This is a genomic window from Roseivirga sp. (genome assembly GCF_965216855.1).
Lineage (GTDB): Bacteria > Bacteroidota > Bacteroidia > Cytophagales > Cyclobacteriaceae > Roseivirga.
Window position 1 is genome coordinate 1,683,762 of the sequence record NZ_OZ244204.1, and the last position, 24,847, is coordinate 1,708,608.

Sequence of the window (24,847 nt, forward strand, 5' to 3'; positions counted from 1 at the left end):
GATTAGAAAAAATAAGAAATGAAGGGTTTCCGGCTTTTTTGCCTTTCGAAAATATTTCAGGCTTTTAAAAACCACGGTCAAACACAGAATTTAATTTGGTTTAACTTTTTTTAACTATTTGGTCATTTGAAGACCCATCAGGGTCCATCCTTCAAAAAAAGTCCACACTAAGAGCCCTATTTTCTGTCTCTCTATAAAAATCAACAGCCGGAAAACAGTTTTTTGAACTCTCAAAAAAGAAGATGACAACTCCCCGGAATCAGAGAAGAGGGGAATCCTAGTTGGAATAGAGGTGGGCCTTCAGGCCCAAAACCAGCAGATTCTGAATTAAGATGAACAGTTTAGTGATCCACTTCGGTGATAACAACTTCTACCCTTCGGTTATCTACCCTGTCTTGCGACCGTGGCCTTGTTTCTCCATAGCCCTTCCAACTTACTCTGCCGGTGTCTCCCAGGTAACTGGCAATGTATTGGAATACAGCCCTGGCTCTACGCTCAGATAAGGTCTGGTTATAGTCAGAGCCTCCTACGGCATCTGTATGGCCTTGAACCTCCACATAGATTTCCGGGTAGCTGGATAATACCTCTATTACCCTGTTTAATTCCTGATGTGCCCCGGGCAGTATTATATCGCTATCAAATTCAAATGCTAAGGGAGTCTCAAGAAGATTAATTCCTGTTTGGATTGGCTCCAACCTGATTGTTGAATCCTTTAGGAATTCAGTTCTATTCATTCTCTTTTGCCAGTAGCCTCTTTTAATCGTAATGATGGACTCAAAGTCAGTTTCATCCAGCAACACACCTCCTTCATTGCCTATCTCCTGACTTACCGTATCTGCCCCATTTAAGAACCTGACTTCTGCCGATAAGGGATTACCTGTAACTGCACTAATGACCTTTCCATAAACAGGTTCTACAGCATTAACTTCAGGCACAAGCGTTTCCGGTACTTTAAAACGCTGAAGGTAAATCTGACCACTTTCATCGCTTGATGAGAAGTAGGCCCATTGATCTGCTGAAATACAATAGCCAATCTGATCGAACGCATTATTAATAGGATAACCCAGATTCTCAGGCTCAGACCATGTGTTATTTGTTAATGTTGATTTAAACAGGTCATACCCCCCCATTCCAATTCTTCCGCGACTCGAATAAATGAGTGTCTCTCCATCGAGATAAATAAAAGGGGAGCAATCATCATCCTTCGTGTTTACTTGTTCTCCCAGGTTAATTGCCTGAGTCCATTCCCCTGCTACCTTCTCGCTCTTCCAGATATCCTGCTTTCCAAAACCTCCTTCTCTGGTACTCACAAAATAAAGTGTGTTACCGGTGGCAGTCAGTGATGGCTGAGAATCCCAGGACTCACTATTTACTTCTTCACCCAACAGTTCAGGTTCAGTCCAGTTGCTATTGATGAGGTAGGATATGTAGAGGTCGCAACTACCAATATTGTCAGGCCTATTACAACTTGTGAAGACCAGCGTCTTGCCGTCTGCTGAGATTGAAGCCGTTCCTTCGTTTCGATCCGTGTTAATATTAAATGAGATACTCGTTGGCTCTGACCATTGCCCCTCTGCAACAAGCCGGCTCGTATATAGATTTTCGTCACCACGACCAAGCTGGTCTCTCATAGTAAATACGAGCTGCCCCCGCGCGGTAACCGATGGGAAATACTGTTGAGTGAATTTATTAAGCGGTTGAGGAAGTTTTTCAAAAATAATCTCCTCCGGATTATTAACTGCATCAATAGAGAAGCTTACCAAACGCTTCAAGTATTCCACCCCCACTGAATCTATCCCCGAAACATCCCCTTTTATATTAGAGAGAAGCTTATTGGCTTGTTGATAATCTCCTGATTGATAAGCATGATTAGCTTGTAGCACTAATAGTCTACCTAAAAAGGCATCCTCAATTTCTTTGGCATATTGAGCAATGATGGCATTAGCTCTCTGAGGTTCACTTCTTTTTAAATAAACTTCATGCAGAAGAACTATTGCTTCATCGAAGCTTTCATCCTTATCCAGTATCTCGGTTAGAATTGTTTCTGACTTGTAGAAGTTGCCAACAGCTACCAATTCTTTGGCTTCATTGTATGCTTCAACCAATCTGGATCTTTTGGTGTGAAGTTGCTCCTGCCCCCAGCAAAGGGAAGAAACGAACAGGAGCAATATGATAAAAGAGAACCTCAAGACTATGGAATCTGCATAAACTTATGTGTTTGTAGCGAAATTTTCCATCTGGGGTTGTCTTTTACATACTCTATTATTTGTGGCAACATGGTTTCTGACTTATCCCATTCGGGCTGAAGATACAATAAGCACTCAGGTCTGACGAGGGCAGCATGCTCCTCTGCCCATTTGAAATCACTCTTATTATAGATGACTACTTTTAGTTCGTCAGCCGTTTCATAAAACTCATCTCTTGGCTTCATGAACTTTTTAGGAGAGAAACAAATCCAGTCCCAGGTGCCTGACAGTGGATGAGCTCCAGAGGTCTCAATGTTGGCATGAAATCCTTTAGCTCTCAAAGAATCAGTAAGCTCATCAAGAGGGTACATGAGTGGTTCGCCTCCGGTAATGACTACCAACTTACTTTTATATTCAGCAACTCCTTCTACTATTTGTGACACTGTTTGTAACGGCCACTTTTCTGCTTCCCAACTGTCCTTAACATCGCACCAGACACAGCCCACATCGCAGCCTCCGAGTCTGATGAAGTAGGCAGCATTACCTGTGAAATGACCTTCACCCTGAATGGTATAAAAGGCTTCCATTACGGGAAGCTTGCTGTTGAGTCCGGCTGTTTGTTTGTTTTCTGTCATAATCAATTTTTTATAGCAGGTGTTGAAACTGCTGATTTATTCAATCTAACCGCGCCTCATCCCTTCTATCCTTTCCAAAGAAGGATTCCCGCCTGCGCGGGAATGACGGTTGAGAGAAAGTTTTAAACTAACTTCTGATTGGCCAGGTAAGTGTTCCAAAGTAAAGAGGCTATAGTCATCGGACCCACACCTCCAGGTACTGGTGTAATGTAGCTACATTTAGGTGCTACCTCATCGAACCTGACATCGCCTTTCAATTTGAACCCTGACTTCGTTTCGGTAGACGGCACTCGGTGAATACCCACATCGATAACAACAGCTCCTTCTTTCACCATATCACCGGTTACAAAGCCTTCTCTTCCTATGGCCACTATTAGAATATCTGCCTGCCTGGTTACTTCTGGCAAATCCTTTGTTCTACTGTGGCAAAGTGTAACAGTAGCATTTCCCGGGTTTGCGTTTCTGGACATGAGAACACTAATGGGTGTTCCTACCGTATGACTTCTCCCAATTACCACACAATGCTTCCCTGACGTTTCAATACCGTTTCTTTCCATCAGCAACATCATACCCTTTGGCGTTGCAGGCAGAAGTGTAGGAAGATCTAATAACATCTTACCCAGGTTGGACGGATGGAAACCATCAACATCCTTTTCAGGAAGAATAGCCTCTACTACCTTTTGTTCATCAATTTGCCTGGGCAATGGAACCTGTACGATGAACCCATCTATCTCGGGATCATTATTCAGACGCTGAACCGTAGCCATTACTTCTTCTTCTGAAGTTTCTTCTGGCAGATGAATCAATGTCGATCCAAAACCAATAGCCTCACAAGCTTTTACTTTGGCATTGACGTAGGTCTTGCTGGCTCCATCTTCTCCCACCAATACGGCAGCCAGATGAGGGACCTTTCCCCCTTTCGACTTGATTTCACTTACTTTTTCTGCCAGTTCATCTTTAATCGATTGGGCGGTAGCTTTTCCGTCTAGTAGCTTCATAGTTCTTAGTGCCTAGTGCTTAGTCAATAATTAGTTCTTATTTCTTTTGAGATAATTCACATACCCGTGAATCAACTTTTTACATTCTGTTATCAAATCAAGCAAAAAATTGAGATTACCTTCCTCAAGATAAGCCTGATCAAAAGATAGGAACAATTGAGTCTCTGATTCATATAACGAACCCCTGGCTATATAAAGAAACTGAATTCTTTCATCATCATGTTGTCTTCCTATACTCTCAGCAATATTTGAAGGTATGGAAATAGCCGCTCTTCGAATTTGACTCGTCAGTGCATATTTTTCCAATTCAGGAAAATTCTTTAGTACATCGTAAGTTTTAGAAACCAATTCACGAGATTTTTTCCAAACATCTAAATCGTAATATGGTCTTCATTCACTATGCACCAAGCACTATTGCCTATTTAATCTAACTTCAAAACCGCCATGAAGGCTTCCTGTGGAATCTCCACATTACCTACCTGACGCATTCTCTTTTTACCTTTTTTCTGTTTCTCCAAAAGCTTTCGCTTTCTGGTAATATCACCTCCATAACACTTAGCCAATACGTTTTTACGCATGGCTTTTACCGTTTCTCTGGCAATAATTTTTGTGCCTATAGATGCCTGAACCGCAATTTCAAACATCTGTCTTGGAATCAGGTCTTTCAACTTTTCACAAAGTCTCTTACCCCATTCGTAGGCCTTATCTCTATGTACAATCGCAGAAAGTGCATCTACTTTATCTCCATTCAATTGGATATCCAGTTTCACCATGTTGGACTGTCTGAAACCAATCAGTTCATAGTCCAGTGAAGCATATCCACGAGAAAGGGTCTTCAACTTATCGAAGAAGTCGAAAACAATCTCGGCCAGCGGCATCTCAAAAGAGAGCTCTACTCGATCTGAAGTCAGATATACCTGGTTCTTGATAATACCCCGCTTTTCCATGCAAAGCCCCATAATAGCACCTACATACTCTGACTTGGTAATAATCTGAGCTCTAATGAAAGGTTCTTCCATGTGAGCCATTTTATTGGGCTCTGGCATTTCAGAAGGGGCATTGATTTTTCTGACTTCTCCATCATTCATGATGGCGTGAAACTGCACTGATGGTACCGTAGTAATCACGGTCATGTCAAATTCACGCTCCAGGCGCTCCTGAACAATTTCCAGGTGTAACATCCCCAGAAATCCGCAACGAAAACCAAAACCAAGGGCTGCCGATGTTTCAGGCTCCCATACCAAAGAAGCATCATTTAGCTGTAGCTTCTCCATTGAGGCTCTCAGCTCTTCGAAGTCTTGCGTGTCTACCGGATAAATACCGGCAAAAACCATAGGCTTTACATCTTCAAAGCCTTTCACCATTCTTTGGGTGGGCCGGTCCACATGGGTAATGGTATCACCCACTTTCACCTCTTTGGCCACTTTGATACCTGAGATTAGATAACCAACATTTCCGGCCTGAATTTCCTGCTGGGGAGATTGCTTAAGCTTAAGAATACCAATTTCATCGGCATCGTAAGTCTTGCCCGTATTCACGAACTTTACCTTATCTCCTTTTTTAATCGTTCCGTTGAAAACACGGAAGATCACCTCGATTCCCCTGAATGAATTAAAAACAGAATCGAAAATCATGGCCTGAAGAGGTTCTTCAGGGTCTCCCTGAGGAGCTGGTATCTTTTCAACAATGGCCTCTAAAATCTCATCGATTCCAATACCTGCCTTACCACTGGCTAAAATGATATCTTCTCTATCGCAACCGAGTAGTTCAACTACCTGGTCAGTCATTTCATCGGGCATGGCACCCGGAAGATCTATTTTGTTGAGCACAGGAATAATTTCCAGATCATGTTCCAAAGCCAGGTAGAGGTTAGAAATGGTCTGGGCCTCCACACCTTGTGAAGCATCAACTATAAGTAAAGCACCTTCACAAGCCGCAATAGACCTTGACACTTCATAGGAAAAGTCTACGTGACCTGGAGTGTCGATCAGGTTAAGCACATATTCCTCTCCTTTATAATTATAGTTCATTTGGATAGCGTGTGACTTGATGGTAATCCCTCTCTCACGCTCCAAATCCATATCGTCCAACAACTGATCTTGCATTTCACGATCGCTCACTGTACCCGTGTGCTGCAGTAGTCTGTCAGCCAATGTACTTTTACCATGATCGATATGCGCAATAATGCAGAAATTCCGAATTCTCTTCATATACCTCTTAAACGAACCGCAAAAATAGAAAAAAGTGATGCAATTCTATGATGTTGTTGCTTACACATTTTACAAGACTATTTAAACTAACAAACACAAGGACTGTATGTTAACAGTTCATAAAGTCAGACGGGTCAACTGGCTTCATTTTTAGATTAGATTACATAGTTTTGCCCCATGCTTTTGGCCGAAAAGAAAAAACAGGAAAATATCTCGGAGTACATCATCTATATGTACCAAACAGAAATGCTGGTAAGGAATTTTGATTTCGACATTGAAAAAATCAAAATCCATGTATTCGGAAACATCCCTGCCGAAAAACTGAGTGAAGAAAAAAGAGAAGCTGCCCTTGAATGGTATGCACAGATAATTGATCAGATGAAAACTGAAGGCCTGGAAAACGAAGGGCACTTATCTTATGTTCAGGATGAAGTTCAACAGTTGACTGACCTAAGCATGAAGCTTCTGGTTGAAAACGAAGACTATCAGGTCATATTCAATGCTGCCAGACCTGCTATCAGAGAAAATATTCAGGCTTCCGAAGGATTAATCACAAACCCAATCCAGGCCTGCCTGAATGGTGTGCTTGGTTTACTCATTGCCCGAATGAATGGGAAAGAGGTTCCCCAGGAAACTATGGATCAAATAGAACATTTCGGCAACGTGCTTTCTTTTCTCTCTGCTCAAAAGCGTTAAGAATAATTCCGTTCAATAACTTACTGCTTAAACACCTTCCCGCCTTTCATTACAAAAGTCACTTCGGTCATGGTCTCGATATTCTCAGTGGGATCTCCATCTACAGCCACTATATCGGCTAGTTTACCTGCTTCCAAAGAACCAACCACATCATATATTCTGAGTAACTCAGCAGCAGTTTTAGTGGCGGCCTGAATGGCTTCCAAAGGCTTCATTCCCGCTTCAACCATATAGATGAATTCTTTCCCATTATCACCATGAGGGAAGACACCGGCATCGGTACCAAAGGCAATCTTCACACCCTTCTGATAAGCTTTGCCAAAGGTTTCCTGTATTTGTGGGCCTACTTCCAGTGCTTTGGGTACAACAACTGGTGGAAAATAACCCGGTATCTGTGCTTTCTCCACCACAAACTTTCCTGCTGAAATGGTTGGCACATAATAAGTACCCATTTCAATCATTTTTTCCATGGTTCTCTCACTCATAAAGGTGCCGTGTTCAATGCTGGTGATACCGGCAGCTACTGCTCTGTACATCCCTTCATCGCCATGGGCATGTGCTGCAGTGACAAAACCATATTCTTTAGCTGTTTCTACAATCCCCTTTAGTTCGTCCATTTGAAATTGCGGACCCTGACCATCTTTGGCTACAGAAAGCACACCTCCTGTTGAGGTTATTTTAATAACATCAGCACCATTTTTATATCGCTGACGAACAGCCTTCTTGGCATCATCATAACTGTTGATTACCCCATCTTTAGGCCCCGGATCTCCAATCAGGTCTGCACGTCCACCATTGGTTGGGTCGCCATGACCACCAGTGGTGGCAATGGTTTTTTCAGCTGTGAATATCTTCGGACCTACTACTTTGCCGGCATCAATGGCTTTGCGAAGCGAAACGTTCACACCGCTTCCTCCCAAATCTCTTACTGTAGTAAAGCCTGCCATAAGCGTTCTTTCGGCATATACCTGGGCATTGTAAGCAATATCAGCAGGGTTCAGAGTGTATCTCTCAATCTGAGAGTTAGGACTGCTTTGGCTCTCAATATGTACATGCATATCCATGAGGCCAGGCATTACTGTTTTATCTTTCAGATTAATTACTTCATCTCCGTTTGAAGCCCTGGTGTATCCATTGTTTACGGCAACAATTTTGTTGCCTTCTACTACAATAGTCATTTCCTTGAGCACCTGCCCGGAGTTAACATCGACTAGCTTACCACAATGAATGAGCTTCTTTTGAGCAAAAACTGTTGAAACACTGAAAATGAGCAATAAGGCAATGAATATTCTTTTCATAGGAGACTTGTTTGATCCTTAAATATAGAAATTAGTCTGTCAACAAGAAGTCTTCTATCCTACTGATCGTCTGGCTTACTTTCTTATCAGACGAGCCAAATACTGATCATTCTCCTGGTGTAAGATGTAGGTGTACCAACCCAATTTATCTGCAGTTTCGGTTAAGATCTGGTGATCAATGTATACCCAATCGAACCATTCCCCTTTTTGTTCCTTGTACTCGTACTGAAAGCTGACCTCCCCATAGTAATGATCACTTGGTTTGGCCTCTTCATAGAGGTAGGAGATATCGCTTGAATCGAAAATGATCTGACCTTCTTCATTCAGAAGTTCATCAGCCTTATTCAAAAATGCCTCTAGCTTATTGAGCTTACCAATGAAACCAATGCCATTCATTAAGCACAGGAGCGTATCGAACTTCTGGTCTTTCAGTTTAAAGTAATCTTTGACATACGCCTCCTTCAAACCCGAATCCTTCATAATGGCTACAGCCTCTTCAGAGGTATCAATGGCCATCACGTCATTTCCGAATTGTTGAAGGATCAATGCATGACAGCCGGTGCCGGATCCCACATCCAGAACTCTTCCTTCACAAACACTTAAGGCCATTTTTTCCAGATCAGGCATTTCGTCATAAGATCTAAAGAAGTACCAGAGTGGCATCTCTTCAGGTTCTCCATAAGAGGTGTTCAGCCATAATCCATCTTCAGTCTTCCCTGAATAAAATTCAGATAATGCGGTATTGTAAGGGTCTTTCATTTCGAGGCTCAAACATAGTAATTTTCAACAGCATACTTCACCAAATAATATTCTGCAAAGGCAATTTAAAACCACCATTTAAGCCCCTTGACGGAACTTATGACAATCGATTTATTAAGACTATTTAACACCTACATTATATTAGGTAAATATCAGTATTACAGATACTTACATGAACGGCAACCATTCAAACCCAAAATCGACCAATTTGATAATTGTAATTCGGTAGCAGCCCAACAATAACGAGGTTTGTGTGTTCATACATTGGAATATTGTTGCCCGAAATGAGAGGAACGCTTCTTTTACTATCACTACTACTAATTGTAAACATTAATTACGCTCAGTCTCAGAAGAAGAGCTTCAAGGCTGTGCGTGCAACAGACAAAATAAAAGTCGATGGTGTTTTTGACGAGGCATCATGGCAGAATGCTCCCATACTTTCGGACTTTGTGCAAAGAAGACCTGATCCAGGAGCTCCATCAGAAAGAAAAACTGAAGTTCGTTTTATCTATGATGATGAGGCTATCTATGTGGCAGCCAAAATCTATGAGCAGAGAGATCAAATCTTCGACCTTCTTACTAACAGGGATAATATTGGAAACTCTGACTATTTCGGAGTTACTATAGATCCTTTTAAAGCAGGACTTAATGGTGTGGGACTCTTTGTTACCGTGGCAGGTGTACAATATGATGCGCTATACTCCAATGGTGGAAACGAGCGCATCTGGCGAAATGACAATGACTGGAATGCTGTCTGGCTTTCAAATACCCAGATTAATGAAGATCACTGGACTGTAGAGTATAAAATCCCTTATGCTGTTTTGAGATTTAACTCAAAGGATATTCAGGAATGGGGCATCAACTTTATGAGAAAGTCTACCTTCCTGAATGAAGACTCATTCTGGAACCCAATTGATCCTCAAATTGATGGGTATCTCAACCAGTCGGGTGTTGTCACTGATTTAAGAAATATTGAAACTCCCACAAGGTTATTCTTCTATCCTTACATCTCAACAGTCGTCAGCAGATCTACTGAAACGGGTTTTGTAACCCCTCAGTTGAACGGTGGTATGGATATTAAGTACGGTATTAATGATGCTTTTACGCTTGACGCAACGTTGATTCCTGATTTTAGCGGTGTGCGTTCCGACAATCAGGTATTGAACCTGTCTCCTTTTGAAGTAAGATTTAATGAAAACCGGCAGTTCTTTACGGAGGGTGTTGAGTTATTCAATAAAGCCGGCTTATTCTATTCGAGACGGATTGGTGCGACTTTCGGACATGTTTCAGAAGAACTGGCAGATAATGAAAGCATCGTTTCAAGACCTCAGGCAGCCCAACTTATCAATGCCTCGAAGATTACCGGTAGAACTAATGGAGGTTTAGGCATTGGCTTTTTTAATGCAGTCACGGACAGAACCTTTGTTTCCGTAGAAAATGATGAAACTGGTGAGAGAAGGGAAGTAGAGGCCGACCCTCTCACTAACTTCAATGTATTGGTGCTTGATCAGAACCTGAAAAACAACTCCAGTGTAACACTAACCAACACCAATGTCTGGAGAGGAAAGAATGCTGATGATGCTAATGTAACAGGCGTTAATTTCAATCTCAATGATCAAACGCTCACCTGGAGATTAAGAGGTTTTTACGCCTACAGCCATATTACTTCGCACGGATTGGAAACTGGTGCCAACAGCAATAAAACTGGTTTTAAGTACAATCTAAGATTCTCAAAAACACGAGGGAATTTCCAGTTTGATTTGAGCCGTAATGTTGAATCTGACGATTATGACATCAATGACCTGGGTTTCCAACGTAGGGCTAACAGAATAGATCACCGACTCGAAATGTCATACAACCAGTTCCAGCCAAAAGGGGCATTCAATGACTATAGGTACCGTATAGAGTTGGAGCATAATAAGCTTTTTGATCCTGACATGTTCTCCGAATTCCAGATTAGTGGTGGTTTCTCCGGTACATTAAGGAACTTCTGGAACTTCTCTATTGATGGCAATGCCAACCCTACCACCTCAAATGACTTCTTTGAATCCAGGGTATTTGGTTATGTATTCAAAAGACCTGAAAGCTATTCCATCGGAGGCCGTCTGGGGACAGATGGACGTAAAAACTTCAGACTGTCTTTAAGAGGTAGATATTGGAAAAGACCTGACTGGGATCAGACAGACAGATTCATGAATGTGTCAGGTCGATTAAGAATTGGTTCAAGAATAGAACTGGATCACAACATAGACTTCTCTTACAGAACAAAAGAAAGAGGGTATGCTACCCGACTGTACGATAACTCAGGAGCTCTGGAGAGTGTTATTCTGGGAGTCCGAGATGTGAAAAATCTCACTAACACACTTTCATCCAGTTATATTTTCACGAATCGTATGGGACTCACCTTCAGAATGAGACATTATTGGAGTAGAGTGGAATATAGTGACTTCCTTGAGTTGACAGAAGATGATCGATTGATTGACACTACCTACGATGGTATTGATGCCGACACAGGGAATCCTCGGCACGACAGGAACTTCAACCAGTTTAATATTGATATGGAGTATAACTGGCAGTTCCGTCCCGGAAGTGAAATTAGAATCATCTGGAAACGAGCCATCGGTACTGATGACCTGAATACTCAGCTGGATTTCTTCAATAACTTCGGAAATACATTCTCAGCGCCAAACTTTGACACCATAACTATTAGAATGGTGTACTTTGTTGACTATCTTAAAATCAGAAACCTCTTTCGCAAGTAAGCGGCAGAAGAAAAAGCATAAGTCATCAATTTCCTAGCCCATCTATACCTTTCAGGTGAACATGACCAGATTGCAGTTGGCAATTTTATGGGAGACTTTGTAAAGGGAAGCCGCTTAGATCATTTGCCGGATCTCGTAGCCAAGGGCATCATTCTTCATCGAGAAATTGATTCCTACACTGATAATCACGCTATAGTTAACCAAAGTAAGGACAAGCTTAGGGATAAATACAGGCACTATTCGGGTGTCATTGTAGACATGTATTATGATCATTTTCTGGCCATTCACTTTCAAGACTATCACCCGGTTCCATTAAAGACTTATGCACAGGAGAAATATGAGTTGTTGCAAAACCATATGGACTTGATTCCTCCAAAAGGTCAAAACATGCTACCCTACATGATCAAAGGCGACTGGTTGACTAATTATGCCAGAAAAGAAGGAATTCACAGATCACTCACCGGACTTTCGAGAAGGACCAAGTTCGATTCAGGACTGGAGCTGGCCATTCAGGACCTAATCATGCATTATGAAAGCTTCGAAGAAGAATTCAGGCAGTTCTTCATTGAAATTCAGGCTCACATTTCTCAATTCCGTGAAGATTTGATTATTTCGAAGCTATGATTATTTCCCGCCCAAAGCGTCAAACGATTTTTGCCTTGACGGCCTCCACTCTGATATGCGGTATGGGCTCCCTTTATTTTATGCGTCAGGTTTTGGCCGAACCTGCCACCTGGAAATACATTGTACTGGGTATACTTTTACTGTGCACCTCTATTCTCATTTACAAGCTCCTCTTCAATTATAAGGTAATAAAGATTAGCCATGATCAGGTTCATGTGTACTATCCATTTCGTTTTTTCAAATCGGTTCAGGGTATTAAAGAACTGGGCGCCTGGCAGGAAGTAGTCATTGAAACAAATAAGACTCAGTTCAGAGAACTCAAGCTGGTATTTAACAACAAGGGCTTTGTCAAAATCACTAACCAGGAAAACAGTGAGTATGACAAAGTATATAAGTACATTAAAAGAAAAGCCCCTAAACTTGAGGTGAAAGAATGATGCGTAACTTGCTTATAGTGGCCCTTGGTGGTGGCGTTGGAAGCGCCCTGCGCTATCTCATTCAGGAGACCATTCATAAGCAATTCGACCATATTACCCCCTATGGAACCTTTGTGGTGAATATGATGGGTTGTTTTCTCATTGGCCTTTTTATGGGCTGGGTAGAAAATGAAAAATACCTGACTGAGACTACCAACCTCCTGCTCATTTCCGGATTCTGTGGTGGATTTACTACGTTTTCTACCTTCGCTATGCAGAGCGATGGCCTCATGCTCGATCACAAACCAGTACAGGCCATCATTTATATAGGCCTCAGTGTCATGGTAGGTATGGCCCTGGCTTATGTTGGGCTCAAACTCGGAAAGTCTTAGTCTATCCCATCCTTATTCCTTTCAAGTTTCAATTTCAGCTTACCCAATTCCAGTTCAAGATTAGAAGCATCTAAGACCAGCTTTTCACACTGATCTCTGGTTTTTATAAGCAGTTGAGGAAATCCATCCACTTGCAAAGTGGAAGCAGTACCTACCTTAACAAAATCAATGTTTTGAAAATACTCTCTTTTCAAAACCTCCTTCTGCTTCTGTAAACTCGCGTGCAAAATCACTCCGAGATTTGCTGCATCGGCATTGTCCTTTATAAAATCAATGGTCTTGCCAATACACGGACTACAACCCTCCAATGGTAAATGAATAACAAAATCGTAACTCTTGGTGCTCAACTCCGGTGGATTGCATGCCGTATCTTCTTTGATAGGATTACTCCGGCAACCGAAACAAAGAAGCAGTAATAATAACAACAGACGTTTATTCATTTTTATTGGTCAATTGAAAGCACACGAACCTAACTTTGTTTTCATCGACCCCACTACTTGTGCCTACTGGCTGACCAAGGTATAAACCCCTTTTTCCTACGAATAGCATCTCTATCATGTAATGTGGTGGTAATATTTGCTCGCCAATTATGTTTAAATCCTTATCATAAATAATGACGGCAAAAGACCTTAAAGAATAATATTTCCTATCTCCCTTCGACAATGCCTGCCTGTTGGGCAGTTCAGCAATCCGATAGTAAACTTCTCTAAAAGGATCATACTGTATAGATATGTATCGGGTATTTTGATACATATGGATCAATTCTTCTTCCATTATAAACTCTCCCCTAAAGGCTTTAATCTCAGGTACTGTCGGTGTAACCGATAAAGACTTCCCAATCCAATTATAATGTGAATCATAGCGATATAAATAAGGGTCAGCCGGTAGGCTTATAATCACTTCACCTGCTTTGTTCTTAGTGGTGCTTGCCCGGGCATAATAAGGTGTATATCTATTCCTGTAAAGATCACTATACAGGTTTACCTTGCTTATAGCTGAATCGCTCAGATTGAGCCTGACCAGGCAATTCCCCGCTTCATAGTAGCTTTTGGATTGAACGTAAAAGAATGGAACAGATAAAATATTGAGCGTATCACCCTCCAAGTACATAGGTGCATAAGTATCAGCATAGGCCGTCATGTCCATATCGGCTTTTGAGTCTATCAACTTATAGACCGTGACCTTTCTGACAGAATCTAATGGGTTAACCACCAGACTGAGTTTGTAATCATATCTGGCCAGAAGAAATAAGCTGTCAGGACCTTTAATATCAAAGCCATTAAGCTGTCCTACCCCCAGGGGACCATCGATTGGAAATTTCACCCGATGGGTGTAGTTTGAATCTGCTAAAGAGTATCGATAGATACTGTTGTTCTGGTCATTGAGCAGATAAAGAAACTCTTCTCCTGATTGATCATATAGATAACGTATGCTGCGTAAATGGAAAGAAGTATACTCATCGAGATTAAATACCACGTCTCCTTCTTTATAGTTTTCGAGTGAGTAGTGACCATTCGAACTAATTGAATGCTCACTACTACACGAAAAAAGAAGGACTCCCAGTGCTATTGAATAATAGTACTTGATCATCCTAAACTGGTTTAGTTGATTAGTCAATCACCTTGATATCCATACAGTTAGTTCCTGAACTATCGCAGTCATAGCTTTTCACCCACATTTCGTACATACTAACCTTATCAGTATGAGCATCAATACTGTACACGATTATCGGACGTTCTGACACCCTAAAATGCCTGTCAAATTTTCCAGTTGTCTCAATAGTCTGAGCCTTCATAGTTAAGAATGAAGCCACAAACACCATTAATAGAATTGAAAGCACCACAGCCTTTCTGATTAACTTATTCATTGGTTAAAATTTAAGATGAGCCTACTCTATTATGGGTTTTCGGCATCCCCCTGGAATAACATTAGGGAATACATCGGCAGTAATACACTGCATACCAGAACAGTCATGGGTACTAAATGAATTTAATACCTCAGGTGTTGATTAATCAATTGAAGAAAAAGGATGTGGTGTATTATGGTAGGATGTCAAAAGGTTGCATCGCAAAATAGCGCGCAACCATTTTAACATGAGAAATTTAAAAATAAATTATTTATAAATCCTAATAGTTAAAGAGATTTAGTGACTCCAGTCATGCTGATCCAGATTCTGAAGGCAAGCAATCAGTAGATCAATAGCTCCCCGAATATCATCTTTGTCGGCCATTTCAATCACCTGATGCAAGTGACGAGTCGGAATGGAAATAGCCCCTGAAATGGCCCCGTCCTTACCCATTCTCTGAATACCGGCAGTATCAGTACCACCGGCAGTCAGAATTTCAGGTTGCCACTGTATGTGTTTTTGGTCGGCCGTTTTCTTCATAAAGTCAACCATTCGATAATCGCATATGGTTGACGCATCCATGATTTTAATAGCTACACCTTCTCCCAGTTGAGTCACCATTTCATGGGGTTGTGCTCCCGGTAAATCAAAAGCGATGGTGGTATCTAAACCAAAACCAAAATCAGGATTAATGCTATGGGCAGAAACATTAGCCCCTCTGATTCCCACTTCTTCCTGGACGGTAAAGACCCCATAAACATCATAAGGATGGTCTTTCAGGTTCTTAAGTGCTTCAATGAGAATGAAAACAGATACACGGTTATCTATGGATTTGCAATTCACACAATTGCCCATTTCAATCAGTTCGCGCTCACGGGTAATCGGATCTCCAATAGAGACTACTGCTTCCACGTCTTCTTTGGACATACCCAAGTCGATAAAGTAGTCGGTAGTCTTGGCTACCTTGCCCCGCTCTTCCTGGCTCATCACATGAATAGGTTTACTCCCCATCACACCAACAATATCCTGCTTCCCATGAATAATCACTCTTTGCGCAGTGAGTGTCTTAGGGTCAAAGCCACCTAAAGTATGGAAGCGTACAAAGCCCTTGTCGTCAATATGCGTAACAATAAAGCCTATTTCATCCATGTGTGCGCCTACCATGGCCTTCTTACCCTCCGGATTGTTATTTCCCTTTTTAAGGGCGATAACATTCCCCAGGTTATCGACAGTTAATTCATCTACGTATGACTTAACCTCTTCAATCACCAGATCTCGCACTCTCTTTTCATAACCGGGAGCTCCGGCAACTTCACAGATTCTTTTTAGCAGGGAAACATTAATGGCCATAAGTAAAAATTTTAAGCCGAATATAAAGCTTGTCGCAGGTCTTTGAAAGGAGGAATTATAAATCTTCCGCAACTGTAAAGACTACAGTCAGCGAATAGACACCTGGTCGGTATCCCATGCCGGGAGTAAGCTTATAATCAACCCTGAAACGATGTGTAAATGGATTGTTGGAGCCATCACCGGGAGCATTGGTACCTACACCTGAATTCACCAAGGCATCATCTGCACCAGAACCAATGAGATAGACCGGATTAGAGACATCCTGTAATTGAAAAAAGGTATTCTGTTGTGAAGTTCCCCCGGGGCTTACCGCTCTTATCTCGAGTATGGATACCGGAACCGTTGATGAGCCGGCACTGGAATAAGAAGTAATCAGGTCCCACTGACCGGGAGTAATGGTTTGAGCTCCCACATACAAATCCCATTCGGCAGTAGATTCAACCCTGAACTCAGTGGCATTGGGGCGAATAATTCCGTTAGTGTATTGGCGTATGGTAGTAAAGGTAAAATCGAGATCTGTACCTCTTGTAATAGAAATGTCCAGCGACTGGGCAAAGCAATAAGAGGTGAAAAGGTGAAAAGTAATAAGAAGGAAGGTCCTTCTGATCATATACAAAAATAAGTAATATAAATATAAAAAGAGGTAACATTTAGATGTTACCCCTTTTACCAATCAACATAAATCGAACTAACTTATTTACTACGTATTAGTAAATCTGTATTTCTTTATTTCTTAAAGATCTTCTGCCAAAGTGTAGATCACGTTCAAACCGTAGTAACCAGCCTGATATTGAGCAGTCAGAGTAGGGATAATTCTATAATCCACTCTGAAGAAGTGAGAATCAGGAGTTGTCAGGTAAGATCCGGCAGATACACCGTCACCAGCAGCAACAGTACCTACAATATCCAATCTGGTATCAGTTAAAGCAGTAAAGTTGTTAAGCGCAGAAGAGCCTGCACCATCGATTACTCTAACTTCCAACAAAGTAGAAGGAACTGTAGAAGTACCAGCACTAGAGAAAGCTTGTAACTGAGCCCAGTTAGCAGTTTCCGCTTGTACGTAAAGATCCCAAGGCACAGTAGACTCAACTCTTAATTCAGTCACGTTAGGCTTGATGATACCATTTACATAGCTAGGAATAGTGTTGAAAGTGAACTCAACATTAGGGTCAGTAGCTAGTGTTAGATCCAATACACCCTGAAGGTCCATGGCTACATAGACGAATTCGTTATCGTCTGGTAAAACTTGTGCGTTTGCACGATTTCCGATTGTCAAGGCTAGCAATGCCACAACGACAAAGGCCTTAATGTTTACTAATCTTTTCATGAGTATTAATGTTTAGGTTAAAAGTTTAGACATGTGAATATATGGACTTATATTCATATATACAAATATCCCTTAAAAATTTTCCAACTTTTTTTACAGCCTTTTGTAAAAGGAATGCAAAAAACTGCCATATGGAAGATTTTCGGGTGTCCACCTATTCGTTACTTTTTTCTTTAATTTCTATTTCTATTTCTGCTGCGGCCACTTCATCTCTATTCCCGTAATCCAACACACCCAGGACAGAATATTTACCCGGTGGATAATCTTTTGGAATAATGAAAGTGACATCGCGGTTACTGGCAGGCAGTACTGTAAAGTTCCTTGGCTTGAGACGGCTTATCTCTCCCGTTTGCAAATTGGTGAACTCGGCATAAGAGGCGCATTTTAAAAATGTCTCACCCACATTTCTAAGCCTTAAGATTAACTGATCTTCATTCTGTGTGAAATCAATCAGCTCTCCTTTAGCATATACTGCATTAGGTGGTGTTTGAAAAATGTATACCCCAAAACGGTATGCCTGATTCAGGTTTACAATGAGACCATCATTGGCTTCCTGCTGCGCCTGCCTTTCTTCGCTCAGCCTGATATAGGCCACAGCCCAGCGGGCAATCAATGCAGTAGAATCCTGTGGTACATCCATTACAACCCTGATTTGTTGTGATTCCCCTGGATCTAATTCAAAAAGTCCCGGAGTAGCACTTAACCAATCTGCACATGAGCGAGGCAAGACTCCCTTATCGAGAAACTTACTCTTTCCTGCTCTTGAAGCATCAAAGTCTCCGAAGTCTACAGTAAAGGTTTGTCTACGATCGGCATTATTAGTTACCGTGATCAGTCCTGTGGCAGACCCGCCCGGACTCACCTTGTAGTTCAACCTTGTCGGTGACGTGGAGATTTTCTGACCGAAAGCATCAAAAAATGTAAGGAACAACATCACTGCTATGAGCGCTGCTCCTCTCGTTCGATTGTGTTGAATAATAGTTTTCATTATTGTTGATTGTTAGTTGTCTTTATTATCAAATCGCTTGATATTCAATTGTCTCCTCTTTTCTATCAGATAGAAAGCCAGCTGATAATTCCCCCCCTGATTATTCACATCCAGCGTATAGGATGACTGTGCAAATTCAAACTGACTATCTATTGCCTGTTCATTCACCCTGATTGTATATGAACCGAATGGCACATAGAGTCTGAACTGACCAGACAAGTCTGTCAGAGAAGTAAAAGATTCGCCATTATTATCAGTAGCAGTTACCCTGATTCCATCCAACTTCATATTGCCATCTCCCAAAGAAGAATACTGTGCCTTCTGCAGAATGATATTTCCGGTAATCTGTACGCCTCTTTTCAGCGGCACATACACAGCCTGATCTGATTTAATGTCTACTTCAATGCCTTTTGATTTGAACCATCCTTCAGCATTACTCAATAATTCGTTTTCGATGACATAAGAACCTTCTGGAAGGTTTCTGAAATAAACTATACCATCATCGTTGGTCATCAACGCTTCGCCATTCACTTTAACGATTACATTCTTTTCAAACTCTTCACCCTGATCTCTTAGGTTATTGCCATTAAGATCCTTGAAAACAACCACTTCTAAATCATGGGCTTTTTTACCCGGTTTTTTGATATTGAACTGTTTCTTCAGTCCGAATCTCAGGAATGCATTACTCTGACTAAATGGATTAAAGGCCTGAGTACCAAACTCACTCACGTTGGCTAATGGACTCTCTCCTTGTTTTATGCTGAAGTATTCAATGGCCATTTTGAATTCCAGCCCATTCTTTGAGAAATAGGTAATCTGAGGGGCAATGTTTGCTCTCCAGCGGGCCAACACAGACTCATATCCCATGGTGAACATAGGTCTGATAGATACCCTTGCTTTGGTAAAGTTCAATTGCGCAAATGCACTTAAGAACAGGGATTGTGGGTTGATACCATCTTCAACTACCCTCAGGTTATCGAGCACATTGAATGGACCGTAGTAATATCTGGCAGAGACATTCAGGTTTTTATAGCGGATAGAGTTCTCCCAACGGGCAACCATGTAAGGTTTGTTCTCATAGTCCAGAGCCTTGGTAAAACCGGTAAAGAATCTGGTATAGATTTTTGCATCCTGACTTTTATTCGTTGCAAAACTCAACCCCATCCCGGTTGTGGCAGTTCTTAACTCCAATACCTCATCATACTGATACCTTGGATAAAGCACGAAGTTTCCGTTCTCACTCGTCCAGCCAAACTGCCCCTCGAAGGAGTTTCTGGTAAATTGTCTTCTCGGGAAAAGTACTCCCTTACTGTATATCTCCGGGTTTCGACTGTTCATATTCACCCTGACACCTACATACTTGGAGTCGGTGAGATTGTAACGGGCATTAGTATTGAAGTCTGATGAACCTCTAAACTGCGATGAATAATTTGGCGAATTGTAACGTCCCTGAGCCGAAATGCTTACCCCCTGAATTCTCCCGGTGTATCTGGCCGTGACACCATAACCAGGAGTGGTAAATGCATCTCCGGTGGTAGGCTCATGATTTTCCATGGAGTAACCCATTTTCACGTCCAGTATGCTTTGGTTGGGTAAACGATAGTTTGCTCTAACTGTGGCCAGGTTGCGGCTTACCTGATTGAACTGATCATCTTGATTGACCAGTTCAGCTGTAGCATTCAATCCCTGCATTACCTGATACCTGACTGAAGCCCCAATGCTGTTCAGGTTATTGTTCAGGTTACCATTCTGAGGTCTGGTAACATATATACCACTGACACCTACTTTGTCGAAATAGTAAGAGCCCTTCACTCCTGTACCATTCAACAGCAACTCCATATTCTGTCCAATGTCTCCTGCAGATATGGAATATTGATTGGTTCGGTATTCAGCAAAACGATAGGATCCTAGAAACTGGGTTCCCGCTATGCTGTTGCTGGAAATTATGGTCTGATAGTAATAGCGAAGGAAGCGATCTTCTCCAAGATCTGCTTCCCCGCTGAGATCTAGACTGAAATTCGTAAACTGAGAGAGTACATTGTATGTATTGAATTCAACATTGATGGGAATAGTCGACTCTCCATAATTCGATTTAAACTTATGTTCCTGATTTAATTTTTTGAAATCTACACGTCCACCCCAGCTGGCTCTCTGACCAGCGACATCTTTCACCTGAATATTGACATTGTATTCAGAAGCATCTGTCTCTTCCTGATCAATCGCTCCGGCTGTGAAGAAGTTTTCCTTTTTAGCCTCTTCATCGAGTTGAGCCGTGAAAGTCAGGGTGGTGTCAATATCAACCGGTAGCTTCATGGGCAATGAATTATCGGAAAAGGGGTTTCCCTGCATATCGAGAATCTTCACCTTAACATCCGGATTGAAGAGAATCATCACATCTTCTGCCGAGTTTCCATCGTTTCTCAGCTTAATCTGAAACTGTGCTTCTTTCTTATCTGCCGGGAAGTAAATTTCTGAATCCACAATGGAAGCATACCAACGTGAAACCTTAACTACCTGCATTGACCAGGGTGTTGATGCCAGCGGGATACCGTTACCGGTGAGCGCTGTCGCATTAATAAAGTAATTGACGTTTCCTGTGGCTGATTTATCAGGAACTACACGAATTGGAATAAATAAGCTGTCGTTATTGGCCACGTTGTACATCTTGTCATCTGCACGTACCCTTGACCAGTTTGGAGGAGTAGCAATCTCAACTTTGAATACTGAAGTTCTTCCTGTACGGTTAACCACCTTCAATACGTTGGAGGCTACTTCATCTACAGAACCACTTGTTTGGGATTTTAAAAATTGGAGCGTGAGGCCACTGGCTGAGCCTTGTTGCGCGTTGGCCTGGAAAGCCAGCATCATACAGAGAAGGACACAGCTAGCGCAAACCATAAAGGAGATATAACTCCTAAATCTGGGGTCACACGTAGTCACAATAAGTTAGTTCGTCTGGTGTTAGGTATTCCAAATATAAAGAGAATGGAACTGCATTTCCTAGAGATTGGCTAACTCATTTGCGCTGTTTTTCAGCTTTTTAGCTGTAAAAAGTGTTTTTTATAATTCTCAATTGCGAATATATGTATGTAAAAAAATCAAAGTCCTTACACAATACACGTCTACTGCAGGGGTTCAGGTGGTTCCTCACACACTGAAAAAAGGTATTGAAAGGGTGAAATCTGACTTTTATTTGAGACCATTCAGGCCATTGATACAGGAAATAGAGCCTGCCCGAACCAGGTCCGGACAAGCTCCGAATCTGACTAGAAATTAACCTTCAATGCAATTATAAAATTGGTACCTGCACCAGAAATTCCCGAACTGTAAGGACGGTATCTCTGATCGGTGATATTTTCCACCCCTGATGTCAAAGTCACTGTTCTGTTCAGAAGGTATTGGGCTTTGAAATTGAGCGTATACCACGCTGGCGTATATGGATTCCCGTTGCTATCTGCTGCATAAATCTCGGTTTTACCTTTTTCACTTTCAGGTAAGTCTTCATAAGCTACTTCGGCATGATAATCAGCATATAAACTCAACCTCCATTTACTGGCACTGTAGTTCAGTCTGGTCATACCAAAGGAGGGTGCGGCATGTCTCATAGGGCTTTTTGTGCCATCATCTAACTCTTCTTCACCATGCTGATAGTTGTACATAGTAGATAAGCTGAAGCCGGCAGGTAGTTTCAATTCAGCCCCCAGCTGAAAGCCATACACTTCTGCACTGGCAGCATTCTGTATAGCCTGAACCTGACTCAACTCTCCATCATAGATGATTTCATCCATACCATTTAGTTGAAAGTCTCTCCTCACCATAGCATTGTCCAGATAAGTGTAGAATGCTGTTACCTCCACTTTCAAGAGGTTTGAGAAAATTTTAGCTATGCCGAAGTCTGCATTATAGGCAGTTTCGGCCTCTAAATCGGGGTTGGGTACTACCACGGCTCCAGGCTCTGAATCGAAAACCTTACCTACATCATCTACATTCGGAGACCTGAAACCAGTTGCCAGATTGGCATTGATGACCCACGAAGAGGTTGGCCTGAACACAGCCCCTACACTTCCGGTCAATGCCCCTTCATTAATCTCGGCCTTTGAAAAAGGGAAGGGATAGAAATTGGTATCGAAAGTAGCATCAAGGTCAAAACGATTATATCTCAACCCTGCCTGAAGAGTCAGTTGCTCTGAAGCTTTAAACTCCTGAGTGATATAGGCCGCATAAGACGACCAATTGGCCTGAGGATATCTGGAAGGACCAGGTTGCGAAGTACCGGAAACAATGTCCTGATCTTCACCCGTAGAGTTGACATCATTCAAAACATACTCCAAACCATAGAACAACCTGCTTTTGCCACTCAGTGACTTAGTAAAATCGAGATTCAGGGAATAGGCCTCTACCTCCTCGTTTCTTACAGATCTTTCGGTACTGTTTAGGTTTCTATCCCTTCTGCTCTCCTCAAAATGCTGTTGAGCCACTCTAATGGTCATCCCATCAAATAGAGCGTTCTGTGTATTATGAAACACATTCAGGTTATTCATCATCCATACTTGTGGGCCATAACTCCACTCTCCGTAACGAGGAGCACCATTTCTCATTCTATTGTGACGGTCATAACGTCCGTAGGATGAGGTTTGGGAATAGTGAAATCCATATTGAAAATCCCAGGCCTCATTAGGCTGAAATCTCACTTTCTGCATGATGTTATACTGAGTATAACCACTTGGATTCTGAATTCTTGGATCTTCATTCGGTAACACAAGATCCTCTCCGTTACCTCTGACTACAACGAATGGTTTAAGGTAATCATCAGGACCATTGCTGCCCATACGAAGATCACCAAAATCGTTGCCACTAAAGCTCGTTGCAAAAGCCCATTTCTCCAGGCCTATATTTAAGTCAGCATGAATGGTTTGCTCATTGCTGGCAGAAGCGTACCTCATGTTCGCCTTGCCACTTATTGTCGGCTTATCTTCCAATGAGAACTGAGGTGTTAACGTTTGAAAGCTCATAACACCTCCTATGGCATCACTTCCGTAAATCACTGATCCGGGCCCGAATGAAATTTCAGTACTCTCAATGGCAAAAGGATCAAGCGAGATTACATTCTGAATATTGCCCCCCCTGAAAATAGCCGTATTCATTCGAACACCGTCAATAGTATAGAGTAATCGGTTGGTAGCAAAGCCCCGAATCATAGGGCTACCTCCACCCAACTGGCTTTTTTGCACATATACCTGTCCTGAAATACTCAACAAATCGGCTGCGGTTTGCGGGTTCATAAAAGCAACTTCTTTAGGGGTTACTGATATGATTTTCTGAGGAACCTCCGCGGTCGACTGACTCCAACGGGTAGCTGAAACCACATATTGGTCAATCTCAACAGAGGTGGGCTCCAGGGCCACCTGAAAGCCCTGATTTTCCAGCTCATCGAAACTCATGATCACAGTGGCATAGCCCACCATTCTGATCTGAATAGCCCGGGCTCCTTCGAAAATGGTTATATCTGCCTGACCTTTATGGTTGGTAGTCAGCACCACATTATCTGAATTACTTACTATGGTTACCAGTTCTAAAGGAGTATTATTCTCCTGATCTACCACAGTAATAACCTGTGCCTGAGACATGATGAAACTCATGCCGAACAGGCACAGAAACATTATTTTCTTCATAGAATTGTTTCTCTTAATCGATTAAAGAATAGGATTTTGGACCCGGATAGAATTATCAGGGCCATGTCAAAAAATATCGATCAAGAAGTAATGGGAGGGGGAACGGGCGGTGCCCACTCCATGGATTTATAGCCTTGACTAAATGAGTGGAACCTTACTTGTTCCGATTGCCCAGCAACCTGAACCGGGTTTTCCGAATTCTGATAGTAAACTGCTTTCAACAGGCGTTCGAGGTTATCCTGATTTCCCTGTTGCTGTTCGTCCTGACTTAATGCTCTTGAGACTAATTGTGCCAGTTGGTTTTTAATTCTGGTTTCGATTTTATCCCACCAGACCTGGTAAGTGACATAGCCATCTTTCACTACTTTGTCTACCACATCATAGCTCTGGCCTTGGTATTCAAATTCACGCTCATGTTCCCAATCAAGATTGGCAGCCTCTTCCAGACTGAAGGTTAACTCAAGCAGTTCTCCTTTATCAATTCCCTGTAAGATTTGCTGTTCCACCTCGGTCTTCACCTTCCACTGCTTCACTTTCAACAAGCCATAAGTCAGCCCCAACGGTGCCAAAAAGCACAGTAAAAAAAGGGCAGCCGTTATTTCTCTCGAGCGTTGAGTCATTTTGAAACACTACGAAAGTAAAAATATCTCAACAATTAATGTCGATGGGATTGACAGATGGAATTTAT

Annotated in this window: 21 protein-coding genes and 1 pseudogene; 5 read left to right on the top strand and 17 right to left on the bottom strand. The window is 42.0% G+C overall.

Annotated elements, in window-relative coordinates; all coding sequences use genetic code 11:
- Positions 1 to 341: 341 nt before the first annotated feature.
- The 5 genes and pseudogenes from ACOOEY_RS07560 to lepA form a co-directional block, all read right to left on the bottom strand.
- On the bottom strand, positions 342 to 2,189 hold the full coding sequence (locus ACOOEY_RS07560; protein WP_420388059.1) for an OmpA family protein: 1,848 nt from the start codon (positions 2,187 to 2,189) through the stop codon (positions 342 to 344).
- Between the two features lie 2 nt (positions 2,190 to 2,191).
- Positions 2,192 to 2,821 (bottom strand): 7-carboxy-7-deazaguanine synthase QueE, encoded by a 630-nt coding sequence (locus ACOOEY_RS07565; RefSeq protein ID WP_420388060.1) that lies wholly within the window; start codon positions 2,819 to 2,821, stop codon positions 2,192 to 2,194.
- Between the two features lie 122 nt (positions 2,822 to 2,943).
- On the bottom strand, positions 2,944 to 3,819 hold the full coding sequence (folD, locus tag ACOOEY_RS07570; RefSeq protein WP_420388061.1) for a bifunctional methylenetetrahydrofolate dehydrogenase/methenyltetrahydrofolate cyclohydrolase FolD: 876 nt from the start codon (positions 3,817 to 3,819) through the stop codon (positions 2,944 to 2,946).
- A gap of 30 nt (positions 3,820 to 3,849) precedes the next feature.
- A pseudogene (locus ACOOEY_RS07575) lies at positions 3,850 to 4,185 on the bottom strand (four helix bundle protein); the annotation flags it as partial.
- 56 nt (positions 4,186 to 4,241) lie between these two features.
- Complete coding sequence (gene lepA, locus ACOOEY_RS07580) at positions 4,242 to 6,029, bottom strand: translation elongation factor 4 (RefSeq protein ID WP_420388062.1); 1,788 nt, start codon at positions 6,027 to 6,029, stop codon at positions 4,242 to 4,244.
- Between the two features lie 177 nt (positions 6,030 to 6,206).
- On the opposite strand from lepA, the gene ACOOEY_RS07585 reads away from it, so the two are divergent.
- Entirely contained in the window at positions 6,207 to 6,725 is a 519-nt protein-coding gene (locus ACOOEY_RS07585; protein ID WP_420388063.1) for a DUF4924 family protein, read from the top strand.
- A gap of 20 nt (positions 6,726 to 6,745) precedes the next feature.
- Here the strand turns inward: ACOOEY_RS07585 and ACOOEY_RS07590 are convergent, their stop codons facing one another.
- Positions 6,746 to 8,023: an amidohydrolase family protein gene (locus tag ACOOEY_RS07590; protein ID WP_420388064.1), complete on the bottom strand. Its 1,278-nt coding sequence runs from the start codon at positions 8,021 to 8,023 to the stop codon at positions 6,746 to 6,748.
- A 75-nt stretch (positions 8,024 to 8,098) separates the two neighbouring features.
- Complete coding sequence (locus tag ACOOEY_RS07595; RefSeq protein WP_420388065.1) at positions 8,099 to 8,782, bottom strand: class I SAM-dependent methyltransferase; 684 nt, start codon at positions 8,780 to 8,782, stop codon at positions 8,099 to 8,101.
- Between the two features lie 284 nt (positions 8,783 to 9,066).
- Here ACOOEY_RS07595 and ACOOEY_RS07600 point away from each other — a divergent pair, with 284 nt between their 5' ends.
- Genes ACOOEY_RS07600 through crcB form a run of 4 tightly spaced genes read left to right on the top strand, consistent with a single transcriptional unit; the run spans position 9,067 to position 12,976 of the window.
- On the top strand, positions 9,067 to 11,544 hold the full coding sequence (locus tag ACOOEY_RS07600; protein ID WP_420388066.1) for a DUF5916 domain-containing protein: 2,478 nt from the start codon (positions 9,067 to 9,069) through the stop codon (positions 11,542 to 11,544).
- A 24-nt stretch (positions 11,545 to 11,568) separates the two neighbouring features.
- Positions 11,569 to 12,168 (top strand): ACP phosphodiesterase, encoded by a 600-nt coding sequence (locus ACOOEY_RS07605; RefSeq protein WP_420388645.1) that lies wholly within the window; start codon positions 11,569 to 11,571, stop codon positions 12,166 to 12,168.
- Between the two features lie 35 nt (positions 12,169 to 12,203).
- Positions 12,204 to 12,605, top strand: a complete 402-nt coding sequence (locus tag ACOOEY_RS07610) for a hypothetical protein (RefSeq protein ID WP_420388067.1) — start codon at positions 12,204 to 12,206, stop codon at positions 12,603 to 12,605.
- Entirely contained in the window at positions 12,602 to 12,976 is a 375-nt protein-coding gene (gene crcB / locus ACOOEY_RS07615) for a fluoride efflux transporter CrcB (RefSeq protein ID WP_420388068.1), read from the top strand. Before ACOOEY_RS07610 ends, crcB begins: the two co-directional genes overlap by 4 nt.
- Here the strand turns inward: crcB and ACOOEY_RS07620 are convergent.
- The 10 genes from ACOOEY_RS07620 to ACOOEY_RS07665 form a co-directional block, all read right to left on the bottom strand.
- Entirely contained in the window at positions 12,973 to 13,416 is a 444-nt protein-coding gene (locus ACOOEY_RS07620; protein ID WP_420388069.1) for a hypothetical protein, read from the bottom strand. The genes crcB and ACOOEY_RS07620 overlap by 4 nt on opposite strands.
- Positions 13,409 to 14,566 (bottom strand): DUF4221 family protein, encoded by a 1,158-nt coding sequence (locus ACOOEY_RS07625; RefSeq protein ID WP_420388070.1) that lies wholly within the window; start codon positions 14,564 to 14,566, stop codon positions 13,409 to 13,411. The genes ACOOEY_RS07620 and ACOOEY_RS07625 overlap by 8 nt, the downstream gene beginning before the upstream one ends.
- Before the next feature lie 19 nt (positions 14,567 to 14,585).
- Positions 14,586 to 14,843 carry a hypothetical protein gene (locus ACOOEY_RS07630; protein ID WP_420388071.1) on the bottom strand — a complete coding sequence of 86 codons (258 nt, stop codon included), beginning with the start codon at positions 14,841 to 14,843 and terminating at the stop codon, positions 14,586 to 14,588.
- A 276-nt stretch (positions 14,844 to 15,119) separates the two neighbouring features.
- Positions 15,120 to 16,172, bottom strand: a complete 1,053-nt coding sequence (locus tag ACOOEY_RS07635; RefSeq protein ID WP_420388072.1) for a M42 family metallopeptidase — start codon at positions 16,170 to 16,172, stop codon at positions 15,120 to 15,122.
- Between the two features lie 55 nt (positions 16,173 to 16,227).
- Complete coding sequence (locus ACOOEY_RS07640; protein ID WP_420388073.1) at positions 16,228 to 16,782, bottom strand: hypothetical protein; 555 nt, start codon at positions 16,780 to 16,782, stop codon at positions 16,228 to 16,230.
- Between the two features lie 123 nt (positions 16,783 to 16,905).
- Complete coding sequence (locus ACOOEY_RS07645; protein WP_420388074.1) at positions 16,906 to 17,499, bottom strand: hypothetical protein; 594 nt, start codon at positions 17,497 to 17,499, stop codon at positions 16,906 to 16,908.
- A 154-nt stretch (positions 17,500 to 17,653) separates the two neighbouring features.
- A complete protein-coding gene (locus ACOOEY_RS07650; RefSeq protein WP_420388075.1) occupies positions 17,654 to 18,487 on the bottom strand; it encodes a molecular chaperone in 834 nt (277 codons plus the stop codon).
- Positions 18,488 to 18,499: 12 nt separating this feature from the next.
- On the bottom strand, positions 18,500 to 21,355 hold the full coding sequence (locus ACOOEY_RS07655; protein WP_420388076.1) for a hypothetical protein: 2,856 nt from the start codon (positions 21,353 to 21,355) through the stop codon (positions 18,500 to 18,502).
- A gap of 398 nt (positions 21,356 to 21,753) precedes the next feature.
- Entirely contained in the window at positions 21,754 to 24,159 is a 2,406-nt protein-coding gene (locus ACOOEY_RS07660) for a TonB-dependent receptor plug domain-containing protein (RefSeq protein ID WP_420388077.1), read from the bottom strand.
- 80 nt (positions 24,160 to 24,239) lie between these two features.
- The gene (locus ACOOEY_RS07665; protein WP_420388078.1) at positions 24,240 to 24,779 is read right to left on the bottom strand and encodes a hypothetical protein; all 540 of its coding nucleotides are present in this window, start codon (positions 24,777 to 24,779) and stop codon (positions 24,240 to 24,242) included.
- Positions 24,780 to 24,847 lie beyond the last annotated feature (68 nt).